This is a genomic window from Bradyrhizobium forestalis (genome assembly GCF_002795245.1).
GTDB classification, from domain to species: domain Bacteria; phylum Pseudomonadota; class Alphaproteobacteria; order Rhizobiales; family Xanthobacteraceae; genus Bradyrhizobium; species Bradyrhizobium forestalis.
Genome location: NZ_PGVG01000030.1, coordinates 16,818 through 37,014 on the forward strand (window position 1 = coordinate 16,818; position 20,197 = coordinate 37,014).

General features: G+C 63.8%; 17 protein-coding genes. 10 read left to right on the forward strand and 7 right to left on the reverse strand.

All coding sequences use genetic code 11. From position 1 onward, the window contains the following. Position 1 precedes the first annotated feature (1 nt). On the reverse strand, positions 2-922 hold the full coding sequence (gene metF / locus CVM73_RS28190) for a methylenetetrahydrofolate reductase [NAD(P)H] (RefSeq protein WP_167407111.1): 921 nt from the start codon (positions 920-922) through the stop codon (positions 2-4). Positions 923-1,322: 400 nt separating this feature from the next. On the opposite strand from metF, the gene CVM73_RS28195 reads away from it, so the two are divergent. Next, a complete protein-coding gene (locus CVM73_RS28195; protein ID WP_100235063.1) occupies positions 1,323-2,336 on the forward strand; it encodes an LLM class flavin-dependent oxidoreductase in 1,014 nt (337 codons plus the stop codon). 156 nt (positions 2,337-2,492) lie between these two features. On the opposite strand, the gene CVM73_RS28200 is transcribed toward CVM73_RS28195, so the two are convergent. Continuing rightward, positions 2,493-3,350, reverse strand: coding sequence for a prephenate dehydratase (locus CVM73_RS28200; RefSeq protein WP_100235064.1), 858 nt, complete (start codon positions 3,348-3,350; stop codon positions 2,493-2,495). 21 nt (positions 3,351-3,371) lie between these two features. Continuing rightward, positions 3,372-4,112: a 3-deoxy-manno-octulosonate cytidylyltransferase gene (locus CVM73_RS28205; protein WP_100235065.1), complete on the reverse strand. Its 741-nt coding sequence runs from the start codon at positions 4,110-4,112 to the stop codon at positions 3,372-3,374. A gap of 233 nt (positions 4,113-4,345) precedes the next feature. On the opposite strand from CVM73_RS28205, the gene CVM73_RS28210 reads away from it, so the two are divergent. The 6 genes from CVM73_RS28210 to CVM73_RS28235 all read left to right on the forward strand — a co-directional run bounded on the left by CVM73_RS28210 (position 4,346) and on the right by CVM73_RS28235 (position 12,850). Next, positions 4,346-4,903, forward strand: a complete 558-nt coding sequence (locus CVM73_RS28210) for a c-type cytochrome (RefSeq protein WP_100235066.1) — start codon at positions 4,346-4,348, stop codon at positions 4,901-4,903. A gap of 212 nt (positions 4,904-5,115) precedes the next feature. After that, entirely contained in the window at positions 5,116-7,026 is a 1,911-nt protein-coding gene (locus CVM73_RS28215; protein WP_100235067.1) for an extracellular solute-binding protein, read from the forward strand. Positions 7,027-7,040: 14 nt separating this feature from the next. Further along, entirely contained in the window at positions 7,041-8,915 is a 1,875-nt protein-coding gene (locus CVM73_RS28220; RefSeq protein ID WP_167407112.1) for an extracellular solute-binding protein, read from the forward strand. A 2-nt stretch (positions 8,916-8,917) separates the two neighbouring features. Then, positions 8,918-10,027, forward strand: coding sequence for a microcin C ABC transporter permease YejB (locus CVM73_RS28225; protein WP_100235069.1), 1,110 nt, complete (start codon positions 8,918-8,920; stop codon positions 10,025-10,027). After that, on the forward strand, positions 10,027-11,205 hold the full coding sequence (locus CVM73_RS28230) for an ABC transporter permease (RefSeq protein ID WP_100235070.1): 1,179 nt from the start codon (positions 10,027-10,029) through the stop codon (positions 11,203-11,205). The genes CVM73_RS28225 and CVM73_RS28230 overlap by 1 nt, the downstream gene beginning before the upstream one ends. 7 nt (positions 11,206-11,212) lie before the next feature. Next, complete coding sequence (locus CVM73_RS28235; protein WP_100235071.1) at positions 11,213-12,850, forward strand: ABC transporter ATP-binding protein; 1,638 nt, start codon at positions 11,213-11,215, stop codon at positions 12,848-12,850. Positions 12,851-12,856: 6 nt separating this feature from the next. Here CVM73_RS28235 and CVM73_RS28240 read toward each other — a convergent pair whose 3' ends face one another. Both CVM73_RS28240 and CVM73_RS28245 read right to left on the reverse strand, forming a co-directional pair. Next, a complete protein-coding gene (locus CVM73_RS28240; protein WP_100235072.1) occupies positions 12,857-13,699 on the reverse strand; it encodes a C40 family peptidase in 843 nt (280 codons plus the stop codon). Further along, positions 13,692-15,065: a leucyl aminopeptidase family protein gene (locus tag CVM73_RS28245; protein ID WP_100235073.1), complete on the reverse strand. Its 1,374-nt coding sequence runs from the start codon at positions 15,063-15,065 to the stop codon at positions 13,692-13,694. Before CVM73_RS28245 ends, CVM73_RS28240 begins: the two co-directional genes overlap by 8 nt. A gap of 201 nt (positions 15,066-15,266) precedes the next feature. Between CVM73_RS28245 and CVM73_RS28250 the strand changes: the two genes are divergently transcribed. The 3 genes from CVM73_RS28250 (at position 15,267) to CVM73_RS28260 (ending at position 18,181) form a co-directional block, all read left to right on the forward strand. After that, on the forward strand, positions 15,267-15,470 hold the full coding sequence (locus CVM73_RS28250; RefSeq protein ID WP_100235074.1) for a hypothetical protein: 204 nt from the start codon (positions 15,267-15,269) through the stop codon (positions 15,468-15,470). A gap of 279 nt (positions 15,471-15,749) precedes the next feature. Continuing rightward, positions 15,750-17,255 carry a metallophosphoesterase family protein gene (locus CVM73_RS28255; protein WP_100235075.1) on the forward strand — a complete coding sequence of 502 codons (1,506 nt, stop codon included), beginning with the start codon at positions 15,750-15,752 and terminating at the stop codon, positions 17,253-17,255. Positions 17,256-17,353: 98 nt separating this feature from the next. Further along, positions 17,354-18,181 (forward strand): tetratricopeptide repeat protein, encoded by an 828-nt coding sequence (locus CVM73_RS28260; protein ID WP_100235076.1) that lies wholly within the window; start codon positions 17,354-17,356, stop codon positions 18,179-18,181. Positions 18,182-18,232: 51 nt separating this feature from the next. On the opposite strand, the gene CVM73_RS28265 is transcribed toward CVM73_RS28260, so the two are convergent. Continuing rightward, positions 18,233-19,207 (reverse strand): type II secretion system F family protein, encoded by a 975-nt coding sequence (locus CVM73_RS28265; protein ID WP_100235077.1) that lies wholly within the window; start codon positions 19,205-19,207, stop codon positions 18,233-18,235. A 9-nt stretch (positions 19,208-19,216) separates the two neighbouring features. Continuing rightward, positions 19,217-20,194: a type II secretion system F family protein gene (locus tag CVM73_RS28270; protein ID WP_100235126.1), complete on the reverse strand. Its 978-nt coding sequence runs from the start codon at positions 20,192-20,194 to the stop codon at positions 19,217-19,219. Positions 20,195-20,197 lie beyond the last annotated feature (3 nt).

Below are 20,197 nucleotides of genomic sequence, written 5' to 3' on the forward strand. Positions count from 1 at the left end.
CTTACGCTGCCTTCTGCGCGCTCTTGGCGCGAATGCCGAGCAAATGGCTGATCGCGAAGACGAGATCGGCGCGGTTCATGGTGTAGAAATGGAAGGTGTCGACGCCGTGCTTGGCGAGCTTCTGCACCTGGCCGGCGGCGACGGTCGCCGCCACCAGCTTGCGGGTCTCGGCGTCGTCATCGAGGCCCTCGAACTTGGCGGCGAACCAGTCGGGCACGGTGGTGCCGGCACGCGTCACGAAGTTTCGCGCCTGCTTGAAATTGTGCATGGGCATGATGCCCGGCACGATCGGGATGTCGATGCCGCGCGCGCGCACGCGATCGAGATAGCGGAAGTAGAGGTCGTTATCGAAGAACACCTGCGTGATCGCGCGCGTCGCACCCGCATCGACCTTGGCCTTCAGCGTGTCGATATCGGCGTCGAAGTCGCGCGCCTCGGGGTGCTTCTCGGGATAGGCCGAGACCGACACCTCGATATCGCCATGCCGCTTCTTGATTCCCGCGACGAGGTCGGCGGAGCTCTGATAGCCCTCGGGATGGCTGGCATAGGGCGTGCCGATGCCGCCGACGGGATCACCGCGCAGGGCCACGATGTGGCGAACGCCGACCTCGTGATAGCGGTCGACGATCTCGTCGATCTCGCCGCGCGAGGCGCCGACGCAGGTCAGGTGAGCGGCCGGCAGCAGCGCGGTTTCTTGCAGGATGCGGGCAATGGTCGAATGGGTGCGCTCGCGGGTCGAGCCGCCGGCGCCATAGGTCACCGAGACGAATTTCGGCTCGAGCGGGGCCAGCCGCTTGATGGTGTCCCAGAGATTGCGCTCCATCTCCTCGGTCTTGGGCGGAAAGAACTCAAAGGAGATCGCAGGCCGCTTCAGGTGCCCGTCTTGCCCGTCGGATTGGGCAGGCGTCGTCGGATCGGTCATGGCACCACTCACTCCAAGGCTCTCGCTCAGCCACGGCGGCCAGCGGCCGCACCTAGCTCCGGGAGGCCTAAGATAGGGCAAAGCCGGTTCGATCGACAGCCCATCAGTGATGGGAAGTGGCCCACTTACGCCAACAATCTCTGAATTATTGAGCGTATATCGATATGGGTGGGAAGTTGATGCGACCTAAATTACTATATAAAATCAGTGTATTGAGCTGAACCTGATTCGACCTTGAGTGTCCTTGCTCTTTGTGGGCTGTGTGAATCTGCGTGATTGTGGCTGCCCCTTGTCCCACCACTCCGGTTCCGCCGAGGCACGTGGCCGCTCCACCTGCACACGTCAGACCTGCGCAGCCTGCCCATTGCCGCCGCGCCGGCCTCCATTACCTTAAGCCGCCATGATCCCGCTCTCCGTCCTCGACCTCTCCGTGGTCACCACCGGCACCAAGCCCGCCGCGGCGCTGCGCAACAGCATCGATCTGGCGCGCCACGTCGATGGGCTCGGCTATGTCCGCTACTGGCTCGCCGAGCATCACAACCTCGCCTCCGTCGCGAGCCCCGCGCCCGACGTGATGATCGGGCAGATCGCGGCGGTGACAAAGCACATCCGCGTCGGCTCCGGCGGCGTGATGCTGCCCAATCACGCGCCGCTGGTGGTGGCCGAGCGCTTCAAGATGCTGCAGGCGCTGTTTCCCGGCCGGATCGATCTCGGTCTCGGTCGCGCGCCGGGCACCGATGGTGCCACGGCCTATGCGCTCAGAAGCCGGCTCGACCGTCGCGAGGGCGACGATTTTCTGGAGCGGCTGCACGAGCTGATCCTGTGGGAGACCCGCGAATTCCCTGCAGGGCACCCCTACAACAATGTCGTCGCGATGCCCGACGATACCAGGCTGCCGCCGATCTGGCTGCTTGGCTCCAGCGATTATTCCTCGGAATTGGCCGCCCAGGTCGGCATGGGCTTCGCCTTCGCCCATCATTTCGCGTCCCACGACGCGATCGATGCGATGGTGCATTACCGCGATCGTTTCCAGCCCTCTGCCTGGCGTGCGAGCCCGCATGCGATTCTTGCGGTCGCCGTCATTGCGGCAGACACCGACGAGGAGGCCGAAAGGCTCGCCTCTTCCTTTGACCTCAACCGCCTTCGCCGCGACCGCGGTCAATATCTGCCGCTGCCAAGCGTCGAGGAGGCGATGGCCTATCCGTATACGGAGGCCGAGCGCACCTCGATCCTCCGCAACCGCTCGCGCCTGTTCGTCGGCAGCCCCGCGACGGTGCAGAAGAAGCTGCAGCCCTTGATCTACGCGAGCAAGCCGGACGAGCTGATGGTGATCACGGCGGTGTATGACCACGAGGCGCGGAAGAAGTCGTATTCGTTGCTGGCGGAGGCGTTCGGGCTGGTGAAGGCGGCGTAAGCCGCTCTCGTGCCCCGGACGCAGCGCAGCGCTTCCCCGGCGATGCGAAGCATCGTCCGGTGCAGCGGTGCGCTGCTGAGCCGGGGCCCATCTCGCGACAGGGTATTCGTGGCCCCTGGGTCCCGGCTCGCGCTTCGCGCGTCCGGGACACGCGGGTCAATCCTGCGCTTCGCTGAACGTCGCGCGGAACGGATGTCCCGGATACACGCCGACGATGCGGAATTCGCGCGAGAAGAATTTCAGCTCCTCGATCGCGAAGGCGAGGCCCTTGTCATCGGGGTGGCCCTCGACGTCGGCATAAAACTGCGTGGCGAAGAAATTGCCGTCGACCATGTAGCTCTCGAGCTTGGTCATGTTGACGCCGTTGGTGGCGAAGCCGCCGAGCGCCTTGTAGAGCGCCGCCGGCAAATTGCGCACGCGGAAGACAAAAGTGGTGACGAGCGGGCCGGTGCCTTGGGGCGCCCATTTCGGCTCGCGCGCCAGCACCACGAAACGCGTGGTGTTGTGCGCCTCGTCCTCGATGTCCTCGGCGAGGATGTCGAGGCCGTAGATCTTTGCGGCCAGGCGCGAGGCGATCGCAGCGACCGTCTTGTCCTTGCGCTCGGAGATGTCGCGGGCGCTGCCGGCGGTGTCGGCGTGGACGATCGGCTTGATGCCGAGCTTGCGGATCATGCGCCGGCACTGGCCGAGCGCATGCACATGGCTCTCGACGCTCTTGATGTCTTCGAGCCTGGTGCCCTTCACCGCCATCAGTTGATGCCGGACCGGCAGAAACCATTCGCCGATGATGAAGAGGCCGGAGGCCGGCAGCAGATGGTGGATGTCGGCAACGCGGCCCGCGACCGAGTTCTCGATCGGGATCATGCCGAGGTCGGCTTCGCCCGATGAGATCGCCGACAGCGCGTCCTCGAAGGTGGCGCAGGGCATCGGCTCGGCGTCGGGATAGGCCTCGACGATGGCGATGTGGGAATTGGCTCCGGGCTCGCCCTGGAATGCGATTTTCATCTTGCTCATGCTCGGCCTTGTAGCAGCGGCTCAGGATTTGGAAAGGATGCTGCGCGCGGTTTCGAGATCGGGCGGCGTGTCGACGCCGCGGGGCACGCTGTCGACGATCATGATGTCGATCCGCATGCCGGCCTCCACGGCCCGGAGCTGTTCCAGGCTCTCCTGGCGTTCCAGGGGGGAAGGCGGCAGCGACACGAACCGCTCCAGTGCCGCGCGGCGATAGGCATAAAGGCCGATGTGGTGGTATCGCGGTCCGTTGCCGTAAGGGGCTGTGGCCCGGGTGAAATAAAGTGCCCGCAACCGCTTTGGCCCGATCGGCGAGCCGATCGCCTTCACGACGCTCGGCGCGAGGTCCTCCTCCTCCGTGTGGATCTGCGAGGCCAACGTGACGATGTCGACAGCGGGGTCGTCAAAGGGCGGCAGCACCTCGCGGATGGTCTGCGGCGTGATGGTCGGGAAATCGCCCTGGAGATTGATCACGATCTCGGCCTTGCCCTCGGGGTCGAGCTTCTGCATGGCCTCGTGGATGCGGTCGGAGCCCGAGGGGTGGTCGGAGCGGGTCATCACAGCCTCGCCGCCATGGGCGGTCACCACCGAGGCGATCTCGTCGGTGTCGGTGGCGACCGCGACCCGGCCGATTGCAGCGGCCTCGGCGCGGCGCAGCACATGCACGATCATCGGCAATCCCGCGATATCGGCGAGCGGCTTGCCGGGCAGGCGGGTGGCGGCCATGCGGGCCGGGATCAGCACCAGGATGCGAGGATCGGTCATGGGTTCAAATTCTTGGGGTCAAGAGCCTGGAAACGGGGCGCTTTCCGCGCCGAGAAATGCGGTGGGGACGGGCTGAAAGCCGGCTCGCTTATACGGGTTGCCAGACCCCGGGCAAACCGATATCTCAATGGCAAAACTCGGGGAAACAATAAGGAACGTTTTGATTCTCCCGAGGCTCGTCCTTGCGGCCATTTGGGCCGCTGTTTCCTTCTTGCGGTGGGGCCTGGCCGGAAATGGACTCTTTCGAACTCAATAAGATTCTCGGTGCCGTGCTCGGCACCTGTCTCGTTCTGCTGGTGACGAGCTTCACCGCGAGTGCGCTGTTCTCCCCCAAGATGCCGGAAAAGCCGGGTTTCGAGATCGCGGTGAAGGAAGATGCCGGCCATGGCAAGGAAGGTGGCGCCGCCGCCGCAGCCTCGTCCGAGCCGATCGAGAAGCTGCTCCAGACGGCCTCCGTCGAGAAGGGGGCTGCCGCCGCCAAGAAATGCGGCGCCTGCCACACGTTCGAGAAGGGCGGCCCGAATCGCGTCGGTCCGAACCTCTATGGCGTTGTCGGCGAGAAGAGGGGCGAGGGCCGCGGCGGCTTCAACTTCTCGGCTGCCATGAAGGCCAAGGGCGGCACCTGGACGTTCGACGACCTCAACAAGTTCATCGCCAATCCGAAGGGCTTCATCCCGGGCACCGCGATGGGCTTCGCCGGCATCCCGAAGGACTCCGAGCGCGCCGACGTCATCGCCTATCTGAACTCGTTGTCGGAGCATCCGCAGCCGCTGCCGACCGCGTCGAAGTAAGGCCCCCAGAACCCATTTCGCAAATGTGCGGCCAGGCTGAAAAGCCTGGCCGTTTCCTTATCCGGGCCTCGCGATGACGTTATCGGGGCGTTTGGCCGCATCCGATAAGCTGCCGGGGCTTCCAAGATGAGGAAAAAGCAACATATTCGGTCGAAACCTCGCCTATATTGGGACCTTAAAGGAGTAGCCTCCTTCAAGACAGGGATGTTGATTTGGCCATTACCCGACGCGATCTCCTGCTCACCGGCACTGCTGTCGCAGCGCTTCCCGCCCTCGGTTCCGTCGCGGGCATTCCGATCATTGGTGCCGCGCAGGCGCAATCAGCGAGTGAGCTGCCTTGGCGCCATGCGTTGTCGCTGTTCGGTGACATCAAGTACCCCGCCGATTTCAAGCGCTTCGATTACGTCAATCCGGACGCGCCGAAGGGCGGCGTCGTGAGACAGATTGCGGTTGGGACCTTCGATAATTTCAATTATGTGGTCTCGGGGGTGAAGGGTGCGCTCGCCGCGCCAGTTCCCCTCATCTATGATACCCTGACAACCAGCTCGTTGGACGAGGTATCGACCGAATACGGGCTGCTGGCTGAAGCTCTCAGCCATCCGAAGGATTTTTCGTTTGTCGTCTATCGACTGCGTTCGGAAGCAAAGTGGCACGACGGCAAACCTGTCACGCCAGACGACGTGATCTTCTCGCTTGATGTGCTGAAGAAGAACCATCCGTTCTACTCAGCCTACTACAGGCATGTCGTCGGTGTCGAAAAGATAGGTGATAGCGCCATCAAGTTCACCTTCGATTCACCTGGAAATCGCGAGTTGCCGCAGATTGTCGGTCAACTCGTTGTTCTTCCGAAGCATTGGTGGGAGGGAACGGACGCACAAGGCCGGAAGCGCGACGTTACAGCGACCACGCTTGAGATTCCGCTGGGCTCCGGTCCCTACAGGATCAAGGATTTTGTCGCTGGTCGAAGCGTCGTGCTCGAACGGGCGAAGGATTATTGGGCGCGTGATCTCAACGTCAATGTTGGGCGCAATAATTTTGACGAGCTGCACTACGACTATTTTCGGGACGTGACCGTCGCGATCGAGGCGTTCAAGGCCGATCAGGTGGATTGGCGTACCGAAAACAGCGCGAAGAACTGGGCAACTGCCTACGACTTCCCGGCCGTGTCCGAAAAGCGTGTGATCCTGGAAGAGTTTCCCAATCGCAGCTCAGGCGTCATGCAAGCCTTCGTGCCGAATCTGCGACGCGCCAAGTTCAGCGATCCGCGCGTGCGCCGTGCACTGAACTGTGCTTTCGATTTCGAGGAGATGAACAAGCAGATCTTCTTTGGGCAATACAAGCGCATCAACAGTTATTTCGATGGCATTGATGAGTTGATGGCCACGGGCTTGCCGCAGGGAAAGGAGTTGGAAACTCTAGAAGCCGTCCGCTCCGAGGTCCCACCGGAGGTATTCACGACGCCCTATACCAACCCGGTCGGCGGCAGCGCGGAGGCAGTGCGTGAAAACCTGCGTGAGGCGCTCAGGCTAATGAAGGAGGCGGGCTTTGAGGTTCGTGATCGAAAGCTCGTTAGCATTGCAAGTGGCGAGCCGCTGACGATCGAGTTGCTGTCCCGCACCGACGATCCCGCTTTCGAACGTGTCGCTCTGTTCTACAAGCCTTCTCTGGAGCGGATCGGTATTTCGGTTTCTGTTCGCAACGTGGATTCGATCCAGTACGAAAACAGGCTTCGCAACTGGGACTATGATGTCCTGACGATTGCGTCATGGAGCGAGTCGCCTTCGCCGGGCAACGAGCAGCGCGAGTTCTGGGGTTCGAAGGCAGCCGATACGGTCGGCTCGCGCAACATGGCCGGTATCAAGAATCCCGCCGTGGACAAGTTGATCGAGCGAGTAATTTTCGCCAAAGATCGTGGTGATCTTGTTGCGGCCACAAAGGCCTTGGATCGCGTCCTCCTGTGGAATCACTATGTCGTGCCGCAATGGAACTATCCGAAGGTGCGAACGGCGCGCTGGGATCGGTACGGCCGGCCAGCGGAATTGCCGAGGTATGGCGCGTCCGGCTTCCCGTTCATCTGGTGGTACGACGCAGACAAGGCGGCGCGGATCGCAAAGAAGTCGTGAAGGACATTTCACGCATGACGCAGCTTTCACGCCGGCATGTGCTGGTCCTGGGTGCAGGCGGTGCGCTCGGCGTCGCCCTGTCGCGCCGCGCGGCGGCGTCGGAAGGGCCGGTCGAGGCCCACGGCATCTCCGCCTTCGGTGACCTCAAATACCCCGCAGACTTCCATCATTTCGACTACGTCAACCTCGATGCGCCGAAGGGCGGCGCATTCTCGCTCATCCCGTCGGTGCGCGCCTACAATCAGTCCTATCAGACCTTCAACTCGCTCAATGCCTTCATCTTGAAAGGCGACGGCGCGCAAGGCATGGACATGACGTTCTCGCCGCTGATGGCGCGCGCAAATGACGAACCGGACGCGATGTACGGGCTTGCCGCCAAATCCGTGCAGATCTCGCCGGACAAGCTTGTCTATCGCTTCACCATGCGGCCCGAGGCGAAATTCCACGACGGGACCAGGCTCACCGCGCACGACGCGGCCTTTTCGCTGACGGCGCTGAAGACCAAGGGACATCCGCTGATCATCGTGCAGATGCGCGACATGGTCAGTGCGGAGGCTCTCGATGACGCGACGCTGGTCGTCACCTTTGCCAAGGGACGCGCGCGCGACGTCCCGCTCTATGTCGCGGGCCTGCCGGTCTTCTCGAAGGCCTATTACGCCTCCCGCCCGTTCGACGAGTCGTCGCTGGAGATCCCGCTCGGCTCGGGTCCGTACAAGGTGGGCAGGTTCGAGGTCAATCGCTACATCGAGTTCGAGCGGGTCAAGGACTGGTGGGCGGCCGATCTCCCGGTCTGCCGCGGCAGCTACAATTTCGATGTCGTGCGCTATGAGTTCTATCGCGATCGCGATGTCGCCTTCGAGGGTTTCACCGGCAAGAGCTATCTCTATCGCGAGGAGTTCACCTCGCGCATCTGGGCGACGCGCTACGACTTCCCGGCCGCGAAGGATGGCCGCGTCAAGCTGGAGGTCGTGCCCGACGACACGCCGTCCGGCGCGCAAGGCTGGTTCATCAACACGCGGCGCGACAAATTTAGGGATCCGCGGGTGCGCGAGGCCCTGATCAACGCCTTCGATTTCGAGTGGACCAACAAGACCATCATGTACGGCGCCTATGCTCGTACGGTGTCGCCGTTCCAGAATTCGGACCTCATGGCGGGCAATGCGCCGCCTTCGCCGGAAGAGCTGAAGCTGCTGGAGCCGTTTCGCGGCCAAGTTCCGGCCGACGTTTTCGCTGCGCCGTTCACGCCGCCGGTCACAGACGGCTCCGGGCAAGACCGCAGCCTGTTGCGCAAGGCGCAGCAACTGCTGAACGAAGCCGGCGTGCCGATCAAGGATGGCAAGCGGGTGCTGCCGAATGGCGAGGTGTTCAGGATCGAGTTCCTGCTGGATGAGCCTTCCTTCCAGCCGCATCATGCGCCCTACATCAAGAATCTCGCGACGCTCGGCATCGAGGCGAGCGTCCGCCTGGTCGATGCCGTGCAGCACAAGGCGCGGCAGGAAGATTTCGATTTCGACATGACAATCCAGCGCTTCAGCATGTCGGCGACGCCGGGCGATGCGATGCGTGCGTTCTTCTCCTCGCAGGTGGCGAACACCAAAGGCTCATACAATCTCGCCGGCGTCGCCAGCCCGGCGATCGATGCCATGATCGAGAAGATCATGGCGGCTGACAGCCGCGAAGAGTTGACCGTCGCCTGTCGCGCTTTCGATCGCCTGTTCCGCGCCGGCCGCTATTGGGTGCCGCAATGGTACAACAAGACGCACCGGCTGGCTTATTGGGATCAGTTCGGCCATCCGCATAAGCTGCCGCGTTATGCCAACGGTGTCGGCGCGCCTGACATCTGGTGGCATGAACCCGCCAAGGCGGCCAAGCTCGAGCAGGCGAAATAGCCATGAGCGCCTATATCGCCCGCCGCATTCTCTTGATGATCCCGACGCTGCTCGGGATCCTCTTCGTGTCCTTCGTCGTCGTGCAATTCGCGCCGGGCGGCCCGGTCGAGCGCGTGATCGCGCAGCTTTCGGGCGCCGACACCGGCGGCACGTCGCGCATTTCGGGCGGCGGCGATTTTGCGCAGCGCGCACCTGGGCAAGTCGGTGCCGGCGGCGACGCCATCAACTCGAAATATCGCGGTGCGCAGGGGCTCGACCCTGACTTCATCAAGAAGCTGGAGGTGCAGTTCGGCTTCGACAAGCCGGCCCCGGAACGCTTTCTGCTGATGGTGTGGAATTTCGCCCGGTTCGACTTCGGCAAGAGCTATTTTCGCGACGTCAGCGTGCTCCAGCTCATCAAGGAGAAGCTGCCCGTCTCGATCTCGCTCGGCATCTGGCTGACGCTGCTGACCTATCTGATCTCGATCCCGCTCGGCATTCGCAAGGCGGTGAGTGACGGCGCGCGTTTCGACACCTGGACGTCGACGGTGCTCGTGCTCGGCTATGCGATTCCCGGCTTTCTGTTTGCGATCCTCCTGATCATCCTGTTTGCCGGTGGCTCGTTCTTCAACTGGTTCCCGCTGCGCGGACTGACCTCGGACGGCTGGTCGCAGTTTCCCTGGTACTGGAAGATCCTCGACTATTTCTGGCATCTGACGCTGCCGCTGATCGCCATGGGGTTGGGTGCGTTCACCACCATGACCTTCCTGACCAAGAACTCGTTCCTGGACGAGATTCGCAAGCAATACGTCATGACCGCGCGCGCCAAGGGCTGCAGTGAGAACCGGGTGCTCTACGGCCACGTCTTCCGCAACGCGATGCTGATCGTGATCGCCGGCTTCCCCGGGACGTTCATCCACGCCTTCTTTTCAGGCTCGCTTCTGATCGAGACCATCTTCACGCTGGACGGGCTCGGGCTGCTCAGCTTCGAGAGCGTGCTGAACCGCGACTATCCCGTGGTGTTCGGCACGCTCTACATCTTTTCGCTGGTCGGACTCGTGATCAACCTGATCTCCGACCTGACCTATATGTGGATCGACCCCCGCATCGATTTCGAGGCACGGGAGGTCTGATGACGATCACCGCGCCGACGCCGATTGAAACCACAGCGAAGTCGCCGCTCGGCGATGCCGTTCCGATCACGCGCAAGTCCTTCGCGCCTTCGCCACTCAACAGGCGGCGTTGGCAGAACTTCAAAGCCAACCGGCGCGGCTACTGGTCGTTCTGGATCTTCATCGGCTTGTTCGTGGTCTCGCTGTTCGCGGAACTGATTGCCAATGACCGGCCCTTCCTGATCAAATTCGACGGCCGTCTCTATTGGCCGGCCTTCGTGACCTATTCGGAGACGACCTTCGGCGGCGATTTCGAGACCGCGGCCGACTATCGCGACCCGTACTTGCAGAAGCTGATCAAGGACAAGGGCGGCAGTATTGTCTGGCCGCTGATCCGTTACTCCTACGACACGCACAATCTCGACCTGCCGACGCCCGCGCCGTCGCCGCCAACCTGGATGCTGACGGAGAAGCAGTGCCAGCCGGTGGTGGAGAAGAAGGGGCTGAAGAGCTGCCGCGATCTTGAATACAACTGGCTCGGTACCGACGATCAGGGGCGTGACGTGGTGGCGCGGCTGATCTACGGCTTCCGCATCTCGGTGCTGTTTGGACTTTGCCTCACCATCGTCTCGTCCGTCATCGGTATCGCAGCGGGGGCGGTGCAGGGCTATTTCGGCGGCCGGGTCGATCTCATCTTCCAGCGCTTCATCGAGATCTGGACGGCTATACCCTCGCTCTACCTGCTCCTGATCCTGTCCTCGGTGCTCGTGCCCGGCTTCTTCGTGCTGCTTGGCATCCTGCTACTGTTCTCCTGGGTCTCGCTGGTCGGTCTCGTGCGGGCCGAATTCCTGCGCGGCCGCAATTTCGAGTACATCCAGGCGGCGCGGGCGCTCGGCGTTTCCAACCCCGTCATCATGTTCCGCCACCTCCTGCCGAACGCGATGGTCGCGACCATGACGTTCCTGCCCTTCATCGTGTCGAGCTCCGTGATGACACTGACGGCCCTCGATTTCCTCGGCTTCGGCCTGCCGCCGGGATCGCCTTCGCTCGGCGAATTGCTGTCGCAGGCCAAGGCCAATGTGCAGGCGCCCTGGCTCGGCTTTTCCGGCTTCTTCTCTGTCGCGATCATGCTATCGCTGTTGATCTTCATCGGCGAAGCCGTGCGTGACGCGTTCGATCCGCGCAAGACGTTCAGGTGAGGGCGTGATGGACGCTATCAACCAGCCTCTGCTCAGCGTACGCGAACTCTCGGTGGCCTTCCACCAGGGCGGCGCCACCACGCTCGCGGTCGACAAGGTCTCGTTCCAGATCAAGCGCGGCGAGTGCGTGGCGCTGGTCGGCGAGTCCGGCTCCGGCAAGTCGGTCAGTGCGCTCTCGATCCTGAAGCTGCTGCCGTACCCGAACGCCTCGCATCCCTCGGGCAGCATCCGTTTCAAGGGGCAGGAGCTGATCGACCAATCCGAGCAGCAGATGCGGGAGCTCAGGGGCAGCGATATCTCCATCATCTTCCAGGAGCCGATGACCTCGCTCAATCCGCTGCACACGATCGAGGCGCAGATCGGTGAGATCATCCAGCTGCACAATCCGACCAGCAATGCCGAGGCGCGCAAGCGGACGCTGGAATTGCTGACGCAGGTCGGCATCCCAGAGCCAGAGACGCGGCTGAAGAGCTATCCGCACCAGCTCTCCGGCGGCCAGCGCCAGCGCGTGATGATCGCGATGGCGCTCGCCAACGAGCCGGACCTGTTGATCGCGGACGAGCCGACCACGGCGCTCGACGTCACCGTGCAGGCGCAGATCCTGGCGCTGCTCGCCGAGATCCGTTTGCGGCTCGGCATGAGCCTCTTGTTCATCACCCACGATCTTGGCATCGTGCGCCGCATCGCCGACACGGTTTGCGTCATGAAGGGCGGCGTGATCGTCGAGCAGGGGCCGGTCGAGCAGGTCTTCAAGACGCCGAAACATCCCTATACGCGCGACCTGCTCGCGGCGGAGCCGAAGCCCGATCCGGCGCCGCCGCAGCCGAACGCGCCGGTGGTGATGTCGGCCAATGATTTGAAAGTGTGGTTTCCAATCAGGCGCGGCCTGATGCGCAAGACGGTCGGCCACATCAAGGCTGTCGACGGCGTCAGCGTCGCCGTGCGCAAGGGCGAGACGCTCGGTGTGGTCGGCGAGTCCGGCTCGGGCAAGACCACGCTGGGGCTCGCGCTGCTGCGATTGATCTCCTCCAACGGGCGCATCGTGTTCTTAGGGAACGACATCCAGGGCCTGCGCTTCAAGGAGATGCGCCCCTTCCGGCGCGACATGCAGATCGTGTTCCAGGACCCGTTCGGCTCGCTCTCACCGCGCATGTCGGTCGCCGACATCATCGCCGAAGGGCTGTCCGTGCATCAGCCGAAGCTGTCGCACGAGGAACGCGAGGCGCGCGTCGTCAAGGCGCTGGAGGATGTCGGGCTCAATCCGGATACGCGCTTCCGCTATCCGCATGAATTCTCCGGTGGCCAGCGCCAGCGCATCAGCATCGCGCGAGCGGTGGTGCTGGAGCCGGATTTCGTCGTGCTGGACGAGCCAACCAGCGCGCTCGACATGCTGTTCCAGGCGCAGATGGTCGATCTGTTGCGCGAGCTCCAGCGCAAGCGCGACCTCACCTACATGTTCATCTCGCACGATCTGCGCGTCGTCGCTTCGCTCGCCAGCCATCTCATCGTGATGCGCGGCGGCAAGGTGGTCGAGGAGGGGCAAGCGGCCCAGCTGTTCAGGAATCCGAAGACGGATTACACCCGCGCGCTGTTCGCCGCGGCGTTCCGGCTGGAGACGGCCGGGAACGGCTCGGTGGCGACGTAACGTCCGTCACAGCCGCTTGATCGCGACGATCTCGCTGCCGGCTTGCCTGATCCGCGCGATCGCCGGCTCGATCGGCTCGATCACCGTCGCCATGTGATGCGCATTGGCGTGAACCATGGTGCTGGCGTCGCGGACGATGGCGACGTGGCCTTTCCAGAAGATCAGATCGCCGCGCAGCAAGCTGCCTCGCTCATGCGGCTCCAGCGTGCGGCCGAGGCCGGCCTGCTGCATGTCGCTGTCGCGCGGGCAGCCGATGCCTGCGGATGTCAGCGAGACCTGCACCAGGCCCGAGCAGTCGATGCCAAAACTGCTCTTGCCGCCCCAGAGATAGGGCGTGCCGACGAAGTTTTCGGCGACGGCGACGAAATCTGGCTCGCGATGATCGAGTGGGGCGAGGTGCGTCTTGGGCAAGAACATCCCTTCACGGGTGACCGCGAAGGCCCCATCCTCGCGCACGATTGTGAGCTTTGAACCCAGCAGGAGCGCGTCAGCCGGAGGCAGCTTGATCGACGGGCCGGGGAACGCAAGCGTCCGGAGTACGCTGACCTTGTGTGTCGGCGCGGCCGTCGGCTTCGAGAGTGCCGCATCGGGAAGCCAGCCTACGTAGCCATCGTCATTGAGTTGGCCCCAGGCCCAACCTTCGCCGTTGCGGTCGTAGACCGTGACGCGCTCACCCCGCAGCGCCTCCGTCATCAGCATCGCGTTCGGGGATGGCTGCTCGCGCATCGGGGCGATCGCGTCGATCACCTCGAATTCTTCCCCGGCGACGAAGCGCTCCGCCGCGACCTTGCCTTCGAGATATTTCGCGGCGAGGTCGCCGCGCGCCGGTGTTATTCGCGGATCATGCATAGCGTTCGCTCAGCAATGCGTAGATGGCGCGTGCGGCCTGGCACTCGCCACCTTCGGGCCGTGCCGGTTTCGCCGACGGCGTCCAGCCGAAGATGTCGACGTGCAGCCAGCTCCTGGCGTGCTCGACGAAGCGTTGCAGGAATAACGCGCAGGTGATCGAGCCGGCAAACCCGCCCGACGGCGCATTGGTGATGGTCGCCGTCTTGGAGTCCAGCCAGGCATCGTAAGGCGGCCATAGCGGCATGCGCCACAACGGATCGTTCTCCTTCACCGCGCAGCGCGCGACATCGGCGGCCAGCGTCTCGTCATTGGTGTAAAAGGGCGGTAGATCCGGGCCCAGTGCGACGCGGGCCGCGCCGGTCAGCGTGCCGAGGTCAATCAGCAGATCCGGCTTCTCCTCGTCGGCCAGCGCCAGCGCGTCGGCGAGCACGAGCCGGCCTTCGGCGTCGGTATTGCCGATCTCCACCGTGATGCCTTTGCGAGACGTAAAAATGTCGAGCGGGCGGAAGGCATTGCCCGCGACGGCGTTCTCCACCGCCGGAATCAGCACGCGCAGCCGCACCTTCAGCTTTGCGTGCATCACCATGCGCGCGAGCGCCAGCACGTTGGCGGCGCCGCCCATGTCCTTCTTCATGATCAGCATGCCGCTCGACGGTTTCAGGTCGAGCCCGCCGGTGTCGAAACACACGCCCTTGCCCACCAACGTCACCTTGGGGTGATCAGGATCGCCCCAGCCGATGTCGATCAGCCGCGGCGCGCGGCTGGAGGCCATGCCGACCGCGTGGATCAGCGGGAAGTTCGTCTTCAGATCCTCGCCGATGGTGCAGGCGAAGCTTGCGGCGAACTCGGCGGCGAGCGCTTGCGCGGCTGCGGCGAGCTCCTCCGGACCCATGTCGTTGGAGGGTGTGTTGATGAGGTCGCGCGCCAGCATTGCGGCATCGGTGATCCGCTCGATGTCGGCCGGGTCGACACCGTCAGGCGGCACCAGCCGGACCTCGGGGCGATCAGCCTTGCGGTAGCGGGCGAAGCGATAGCATCCCAGTGCGAAGGCGAGCGCCGCCAGCCGCGCATCGTGCGGCGCATTGGCGAAGCGATAGGTGCCCGGCGGCAGCAGGCCGGGCAGGGCGCCGGGTCGGAACAGGTCGCGCGATTTGGCGCCCGCGTCTTCGAGACCGAACAGCACCTGTGCGATCGCGCCGTCGGGCGCGGGCAGTGCCAGATAGCTGCCTGGCTTGGCGGCAAAGGCGCTGGCGCTCGCGAACTGGCGTTGCGCCGGCGGCAGCGTCTCGGCGACCTGATCCCAGCTCGATTTGGTGACGAAGGTGATCGGGGTGGCGGTGGTTGACGTCTCGAAGACAGAAGGCATTGGCGGGTCCGGATCATCAGATCAAGCGGGTCATGCGAACGGACGAGACTTCGCAGAGTTTCGTCGCCGCTGCAATCGGCTTTGCCGTCACCGTTCAGCGAGCCGCTACTCGCCGCAAGGAGGCCATGCTACGTTCCGGGGAGCGGCCGCCAGATGTGGAGATCGCCGGCGACCGACGAGGAAGCGCCGGGAGGAAATGCGATGGAATTCGTGTGGAGCGTGGTCACATTCATCGGCCAGGCCGTCGAGGTGATTTTTGGCTATGTCGAGCATCACCATTGGATCTTCGCGTTCCTTGCCGGCGGTTACGTCTTCTATCTCCACGACCGCTCCATCCATGCGCGGTTCGATGCGCTCGACAAGCGCGTCGACGAGATCCGCAAGCGGCTCGCCATCGAATATTGACCTGGCGAGACGAAACCGTCCTCGGGCGGATCTCGTATCTCACGCCGAGAACTGCCTTCGCAAGGACACCACCGCAGGGCTTTACTAGCGCTTCGGTTGTGGCATTATTGGCGAACATTTTAGATTGTGTTGCTCGCTCTGCATGCTCCGAACGCAGACACGCGGCACGTGGTTGATATCTGTCCAGGTTCATTCTTGGCTGATACGTCCTGAATCTGTTGGTCGAAGCATTTCTCTCATCGTTTGGGCGGCGCAGCATTTGCAGATGAGCGGCGCAAAATGGATAGATCGTTCGTTATTGCGCAGATTTCCGACCTGCATCTGGACGGGGCGGGCCGGCTGCTCCCGGCCATCGAGACACTCACCGCCGCGATTCGCGAGAAGATGGCGGGCGTCACGGATGTCCCTGATCGCATCCTGCTGATCACGGGGGATCTGGTGGACGACCCGACACCGCGCGCGCTCGACGAGGCGCTCGCCGTCATCGCGTCCTTCCGGCAGACCGGGCTGTTCACCGACATTCAGGCCGTTGCCGGCAATCGCGATGTCAAGCGGCCGAGCCAGCGTGCGGGCCGTCACGACGCCTACGATTATCTGCACCTGCCGCGGACCTCGAAGAGTGTCTATTACCGGCAGGCAGGCCTCGACCTGGTGCTGCTCGACTCCAATCGCGCAAGCCTCATGACGCTCGCGGGCGGCAAGATCGACGAGAGCACCTACAAGGCGATGGTCGCAGATTCCGCCCGCTTGAGCGCCGAGCTCGCGGGCAGCATGGGTTCTGCGGGGCGTGCCGTTTATGCCGAGCCGGCGGAGAACCTGGTGCGTGTGCTGGCCCTGCACCATCATCCGCTGCCGCAGGCGACCGGCGAAGGAAAGCGCTTTCTCGGCGTGCCCGACGAACCGCTGATGTATCTCGCCGCACCCGCGACCTTCCTCGAGGCCGCCACCTCGCTCAACGTCGATCTGGTTCTGCACGGTCATCGCCATGTCGAGGGACTGACCCGCTATTCCATCCCCGATCCGCGCGCGACCTCGAGCGAGAGCGGGGAGGCGTTCTGGCGCACGATCTACGTGCTCTCCTGCCCATCCTCGACCGGGCAAGCCGGCGACGCTGCCGGCTTCAACCTCATCCATTTCGGCCCCGCGTCCCGTGCCGGGCGCACCGAGCACCGTTTCGCGATCACCCGCTATTCGAGGCTGCGCAACGATTCCGCCTTCGGGCCGCTCGATTCGAACCTGCCGGACGGCGTCATCAGGCTGCCGGCGGGGCGGGACTTTTCCCGTGATCCGGCCGTCCAGTCGGCGATCGAGGTCGCCTCATCCGGCTCGCTGAAGCGGGATCAGGTCGCGGCGATTACCCGCCGGCTATTCATGCGCCGCAGCTTTTACGATGAAGCGGAGCCGAACTGGGCGGATGCGCTCAACACCTACGTCGTCTCCTCGCATGCCTGGGCGGAGCTCGAAGGCAAGGTCGCGCGGTCCGGGCCGAGATCTGACATCGACACGCTCGCCAGGGTGAGAACGCTGCTCGGCCGATTGATCGAGCAATCCGCCGACGTGCTCGGCATCGATCGCGCTCAGCTCGATGAGCTCTGCGGGAGGGGGTTGATCAACTGTGACGACTTCCTGCGCCGACTGCCGCGGCTGCCTTGCGAGGGCGTCGACGTTCAGCGGCGGGCGCGGCAGAGGCTGCAATTGCTGCGCGACCTGGACGAACAGGTGAAGACGCTCGGCCTCGATCTGGACCTCGGCGGTGAAGCGCCGCCGTGGCAATCGCCGCCGTGAGAGCAGTAGGCCCGAGACGGGCGTTAACCGGCCGTTAGGGTTAACATTCTATTGCTGGCGCGTTCGGCTCGGTCGAGCGGCTCGAGAGTCAAGGCGTCATGCGTCAACGGATCAGTCTTACCCGGCTACTTGCCTCCACGTCGCTGGTCGCGACGGTGGCGATGGGTCTCGGCGGCTGCACGGCCATGTCGAAACTCTCCGAAGTGACGGGCTCGGTCGGCCCGCGGGCGGAGGCGGCTCCCGCCGATCGTGCACTGACCGATCCAGCGCGCGCTGTCGAGGTCTATGGCGAGCGCTACCGCGCCAATCCCCGGGATGCCGACGCCGCGCTCGCCTATGGACAGGCCTTGCGCGCCAACGGCCAGCGCGCCCAGGCCGCCGCCGTGCTTGAGCAGGCGACCATCGCCAATCCCGGCAACAAGGCGCTGCTTGCCCAATACGGCCGCGCACTCGCCGACAACGGCAATTTCCAGCAGGCTTACGACGTCCTGTCGAAGGCGCATTCGCCCGACAATCCGGACTGGCGCCTGCTTTCGGTACAGGGCACCGCGCTGGACCAGATGGGCCGTCATGAGGAGGCGCGATCCTATTACGCGAGCGCGCTGAAGATCGCACCGGGTGATCCCGGCGTACTCTCCAATCTCGGCCTGTCCTACATGTTGTCGAGAGAGCTGCCGAAGGCCGAAGAGGCGCTGCGGCAGGCCTACGCCTCGCCGCGTGCGAGTGCCCGGGTGCGGCAGAACCTCGCCTTGGTCGTCGGTCTCCAGGGCCGCTTCGCGGAAGCGGAGACCATCGTGAAGGCGGACCTGCCGCCGGACCAGGCCGCGGCCAATGTCGCCTATCTCAAGGACATGCTGAGCCGCAGCGATGCCGCGCGCGGCGCGTCGAAGCGGACGCCGGTCGCTTCGCTGAGCCAGCCCGACTGATCAGAGCTGCTCGTCCTGGCGTTGGTGGCGGACCGTGTGGTCCAGCCCGGCTCATTGCATCTCGGTGACCTTGATGGCGGTCGGTCCGAGAATGACCACGAACAGCACCGGCAGGAAGAACAGGATCATCGGCACCGTGAGCTTCGGCGGCAGAGCGGCCGCCTTCTTCTCGGCCTCGTTCATGCGCATGTCGCGATTCTCCTGCGCCATGACGCGCAAGGAATGGCCGAGCGGCGTGCCGTAACGTTCCGCCTGCTGCAGCGCCAGACACACCGACTTGACGCCCTCGAGCCCGGTGCGCCGTGCCAGATTCTCATAGGCGACCTTGCGATCCTGCAAATAGGACAGCTCGGCCGTGGTCAGGGTGAACTCCTCCGACAGGGCGATCGACTGGCTCACGATTTCGTTCGCAACCTTCCGGAATGCCATCTCGACCGACATGCCGGATTCGATGCAGATCAGGAGCAGGTCGAGCGCGTCGGGAAAGGCGCGCTTGATCGAGAGCTGGCGCTTGGAGATCGCATTCCTGAGGAACAACATCGGCGCCTGGAGGCCGAGATAGGCGGCGCCGACGCAGATGCCGATCTTGATCGGCATCGCTTGCTGCATATGCGCGATCACGAAGACGTAGAGGACCGAGCCGATCAAGAGCACGATCGGAGCGACCATGCGGGCAAACAGGAAGGTGATATAGGGCGCCTGGCCACGGTAACCTGCCATGATGAGCTTGTCCCGCGCAGCTTCCTGCGCGAGCCATTTGGTCAGATTGAAGTCCTCGACCACCTTGGAGACGAGTTGCTTCGGCGTCTGGCGCAGCGAGACCTTCTCGTTCTTGTTGAGGCGCTCGCGCTCGCGCTGCCGGATGCGCTCACGCTCGCTCGCCACCGCCTTCATGCGCTTGGACAGGCCCTCGCCGGCGAGCAACGGCATCACCAGCGTATAGACCGTGGCGCTCGCAGCGATCGCCGCGAGCAGCATGGTCATGAAACGGGCGTCGTGCAGTTTCGAGACGAGGAATTCGACCATACGGCACCGTCAGAAATCGAAGTTGATCATCTTCTTCATCACCATGATGCCGATCGACATCCAGACGACGCAGCCGACCAGCATCAGCTGTCCGGTGGGATGAGTCCAAAGCAGCGAGATGTATTGCGGCGTCGTGAGATAGACGAGGAACATCACGATCGGCGGCAGCGATCCGATGATGCCGGCCGAGGCCTTGGCCTCCATCGACATCGCCTGGATCTTTTCCTTCATCTTCTTGCGGTCGCGCAGCACCTTGGAGAGGTTGCCGAGCGCTTCGGAGAGGTTGCCGCCCGACTTCTGCTGGATCGATACCACGATGCCGAAGAAATTGGCCTCCGGCAGCGGCATGCGCTCGTAGAGCCGCGCGCAGGCCTCGCCAAGGGGCATGCCGATCGCCTGCGTCTCGATAATGGCCAGGAACTCGCTGCGCAGCGGCTCGGGCGAATCGGCGGCCACGACCTTGATCGATTCGAACAGGGGAAGGCCCGCCTTGATGCCGCGGACGATCACGTCGACCGCGTCGGGCAGCGCAGCCAGGAACTTGGTTTCGCGACGCTTCTTCAGGAAGCCGAGTGCCCAGCGCGGTAGGCCGAAGCCGCCGGCAAAGGCAAGACCGGCGGCGCCGATCAGGCCGCCGCCGCCGAACAGAGCGGCCGCGAAAAATGCGCCCGCCACGATGGCCGACACGATCCAGAATTTCTGAGGCGTCCAGTCGAGCCCCGCCTGTGACAGGCGGACGCTGAGCGGAGCGCTCTTCTCCTGCGCGCGCCGCGCCTCGAGATCCTTCAGCGTGGACTCGACCTGCTCGCGGCGCGAGCGCTGGGTCTTCTCGGCCTGACGGGCCGTGGGCGCCTCGGCGCGCGCGACCGAGGCGCGGCGGCTTTCCGCCTTTCGTTCTCCGGACAGCAGCGGATAGAGGAAGACCCAGGCGATGCCACCGACCGCTGCGGTGGCGAGGAAGGCGAGGGCGAGGACCTGCATGTTCATGGC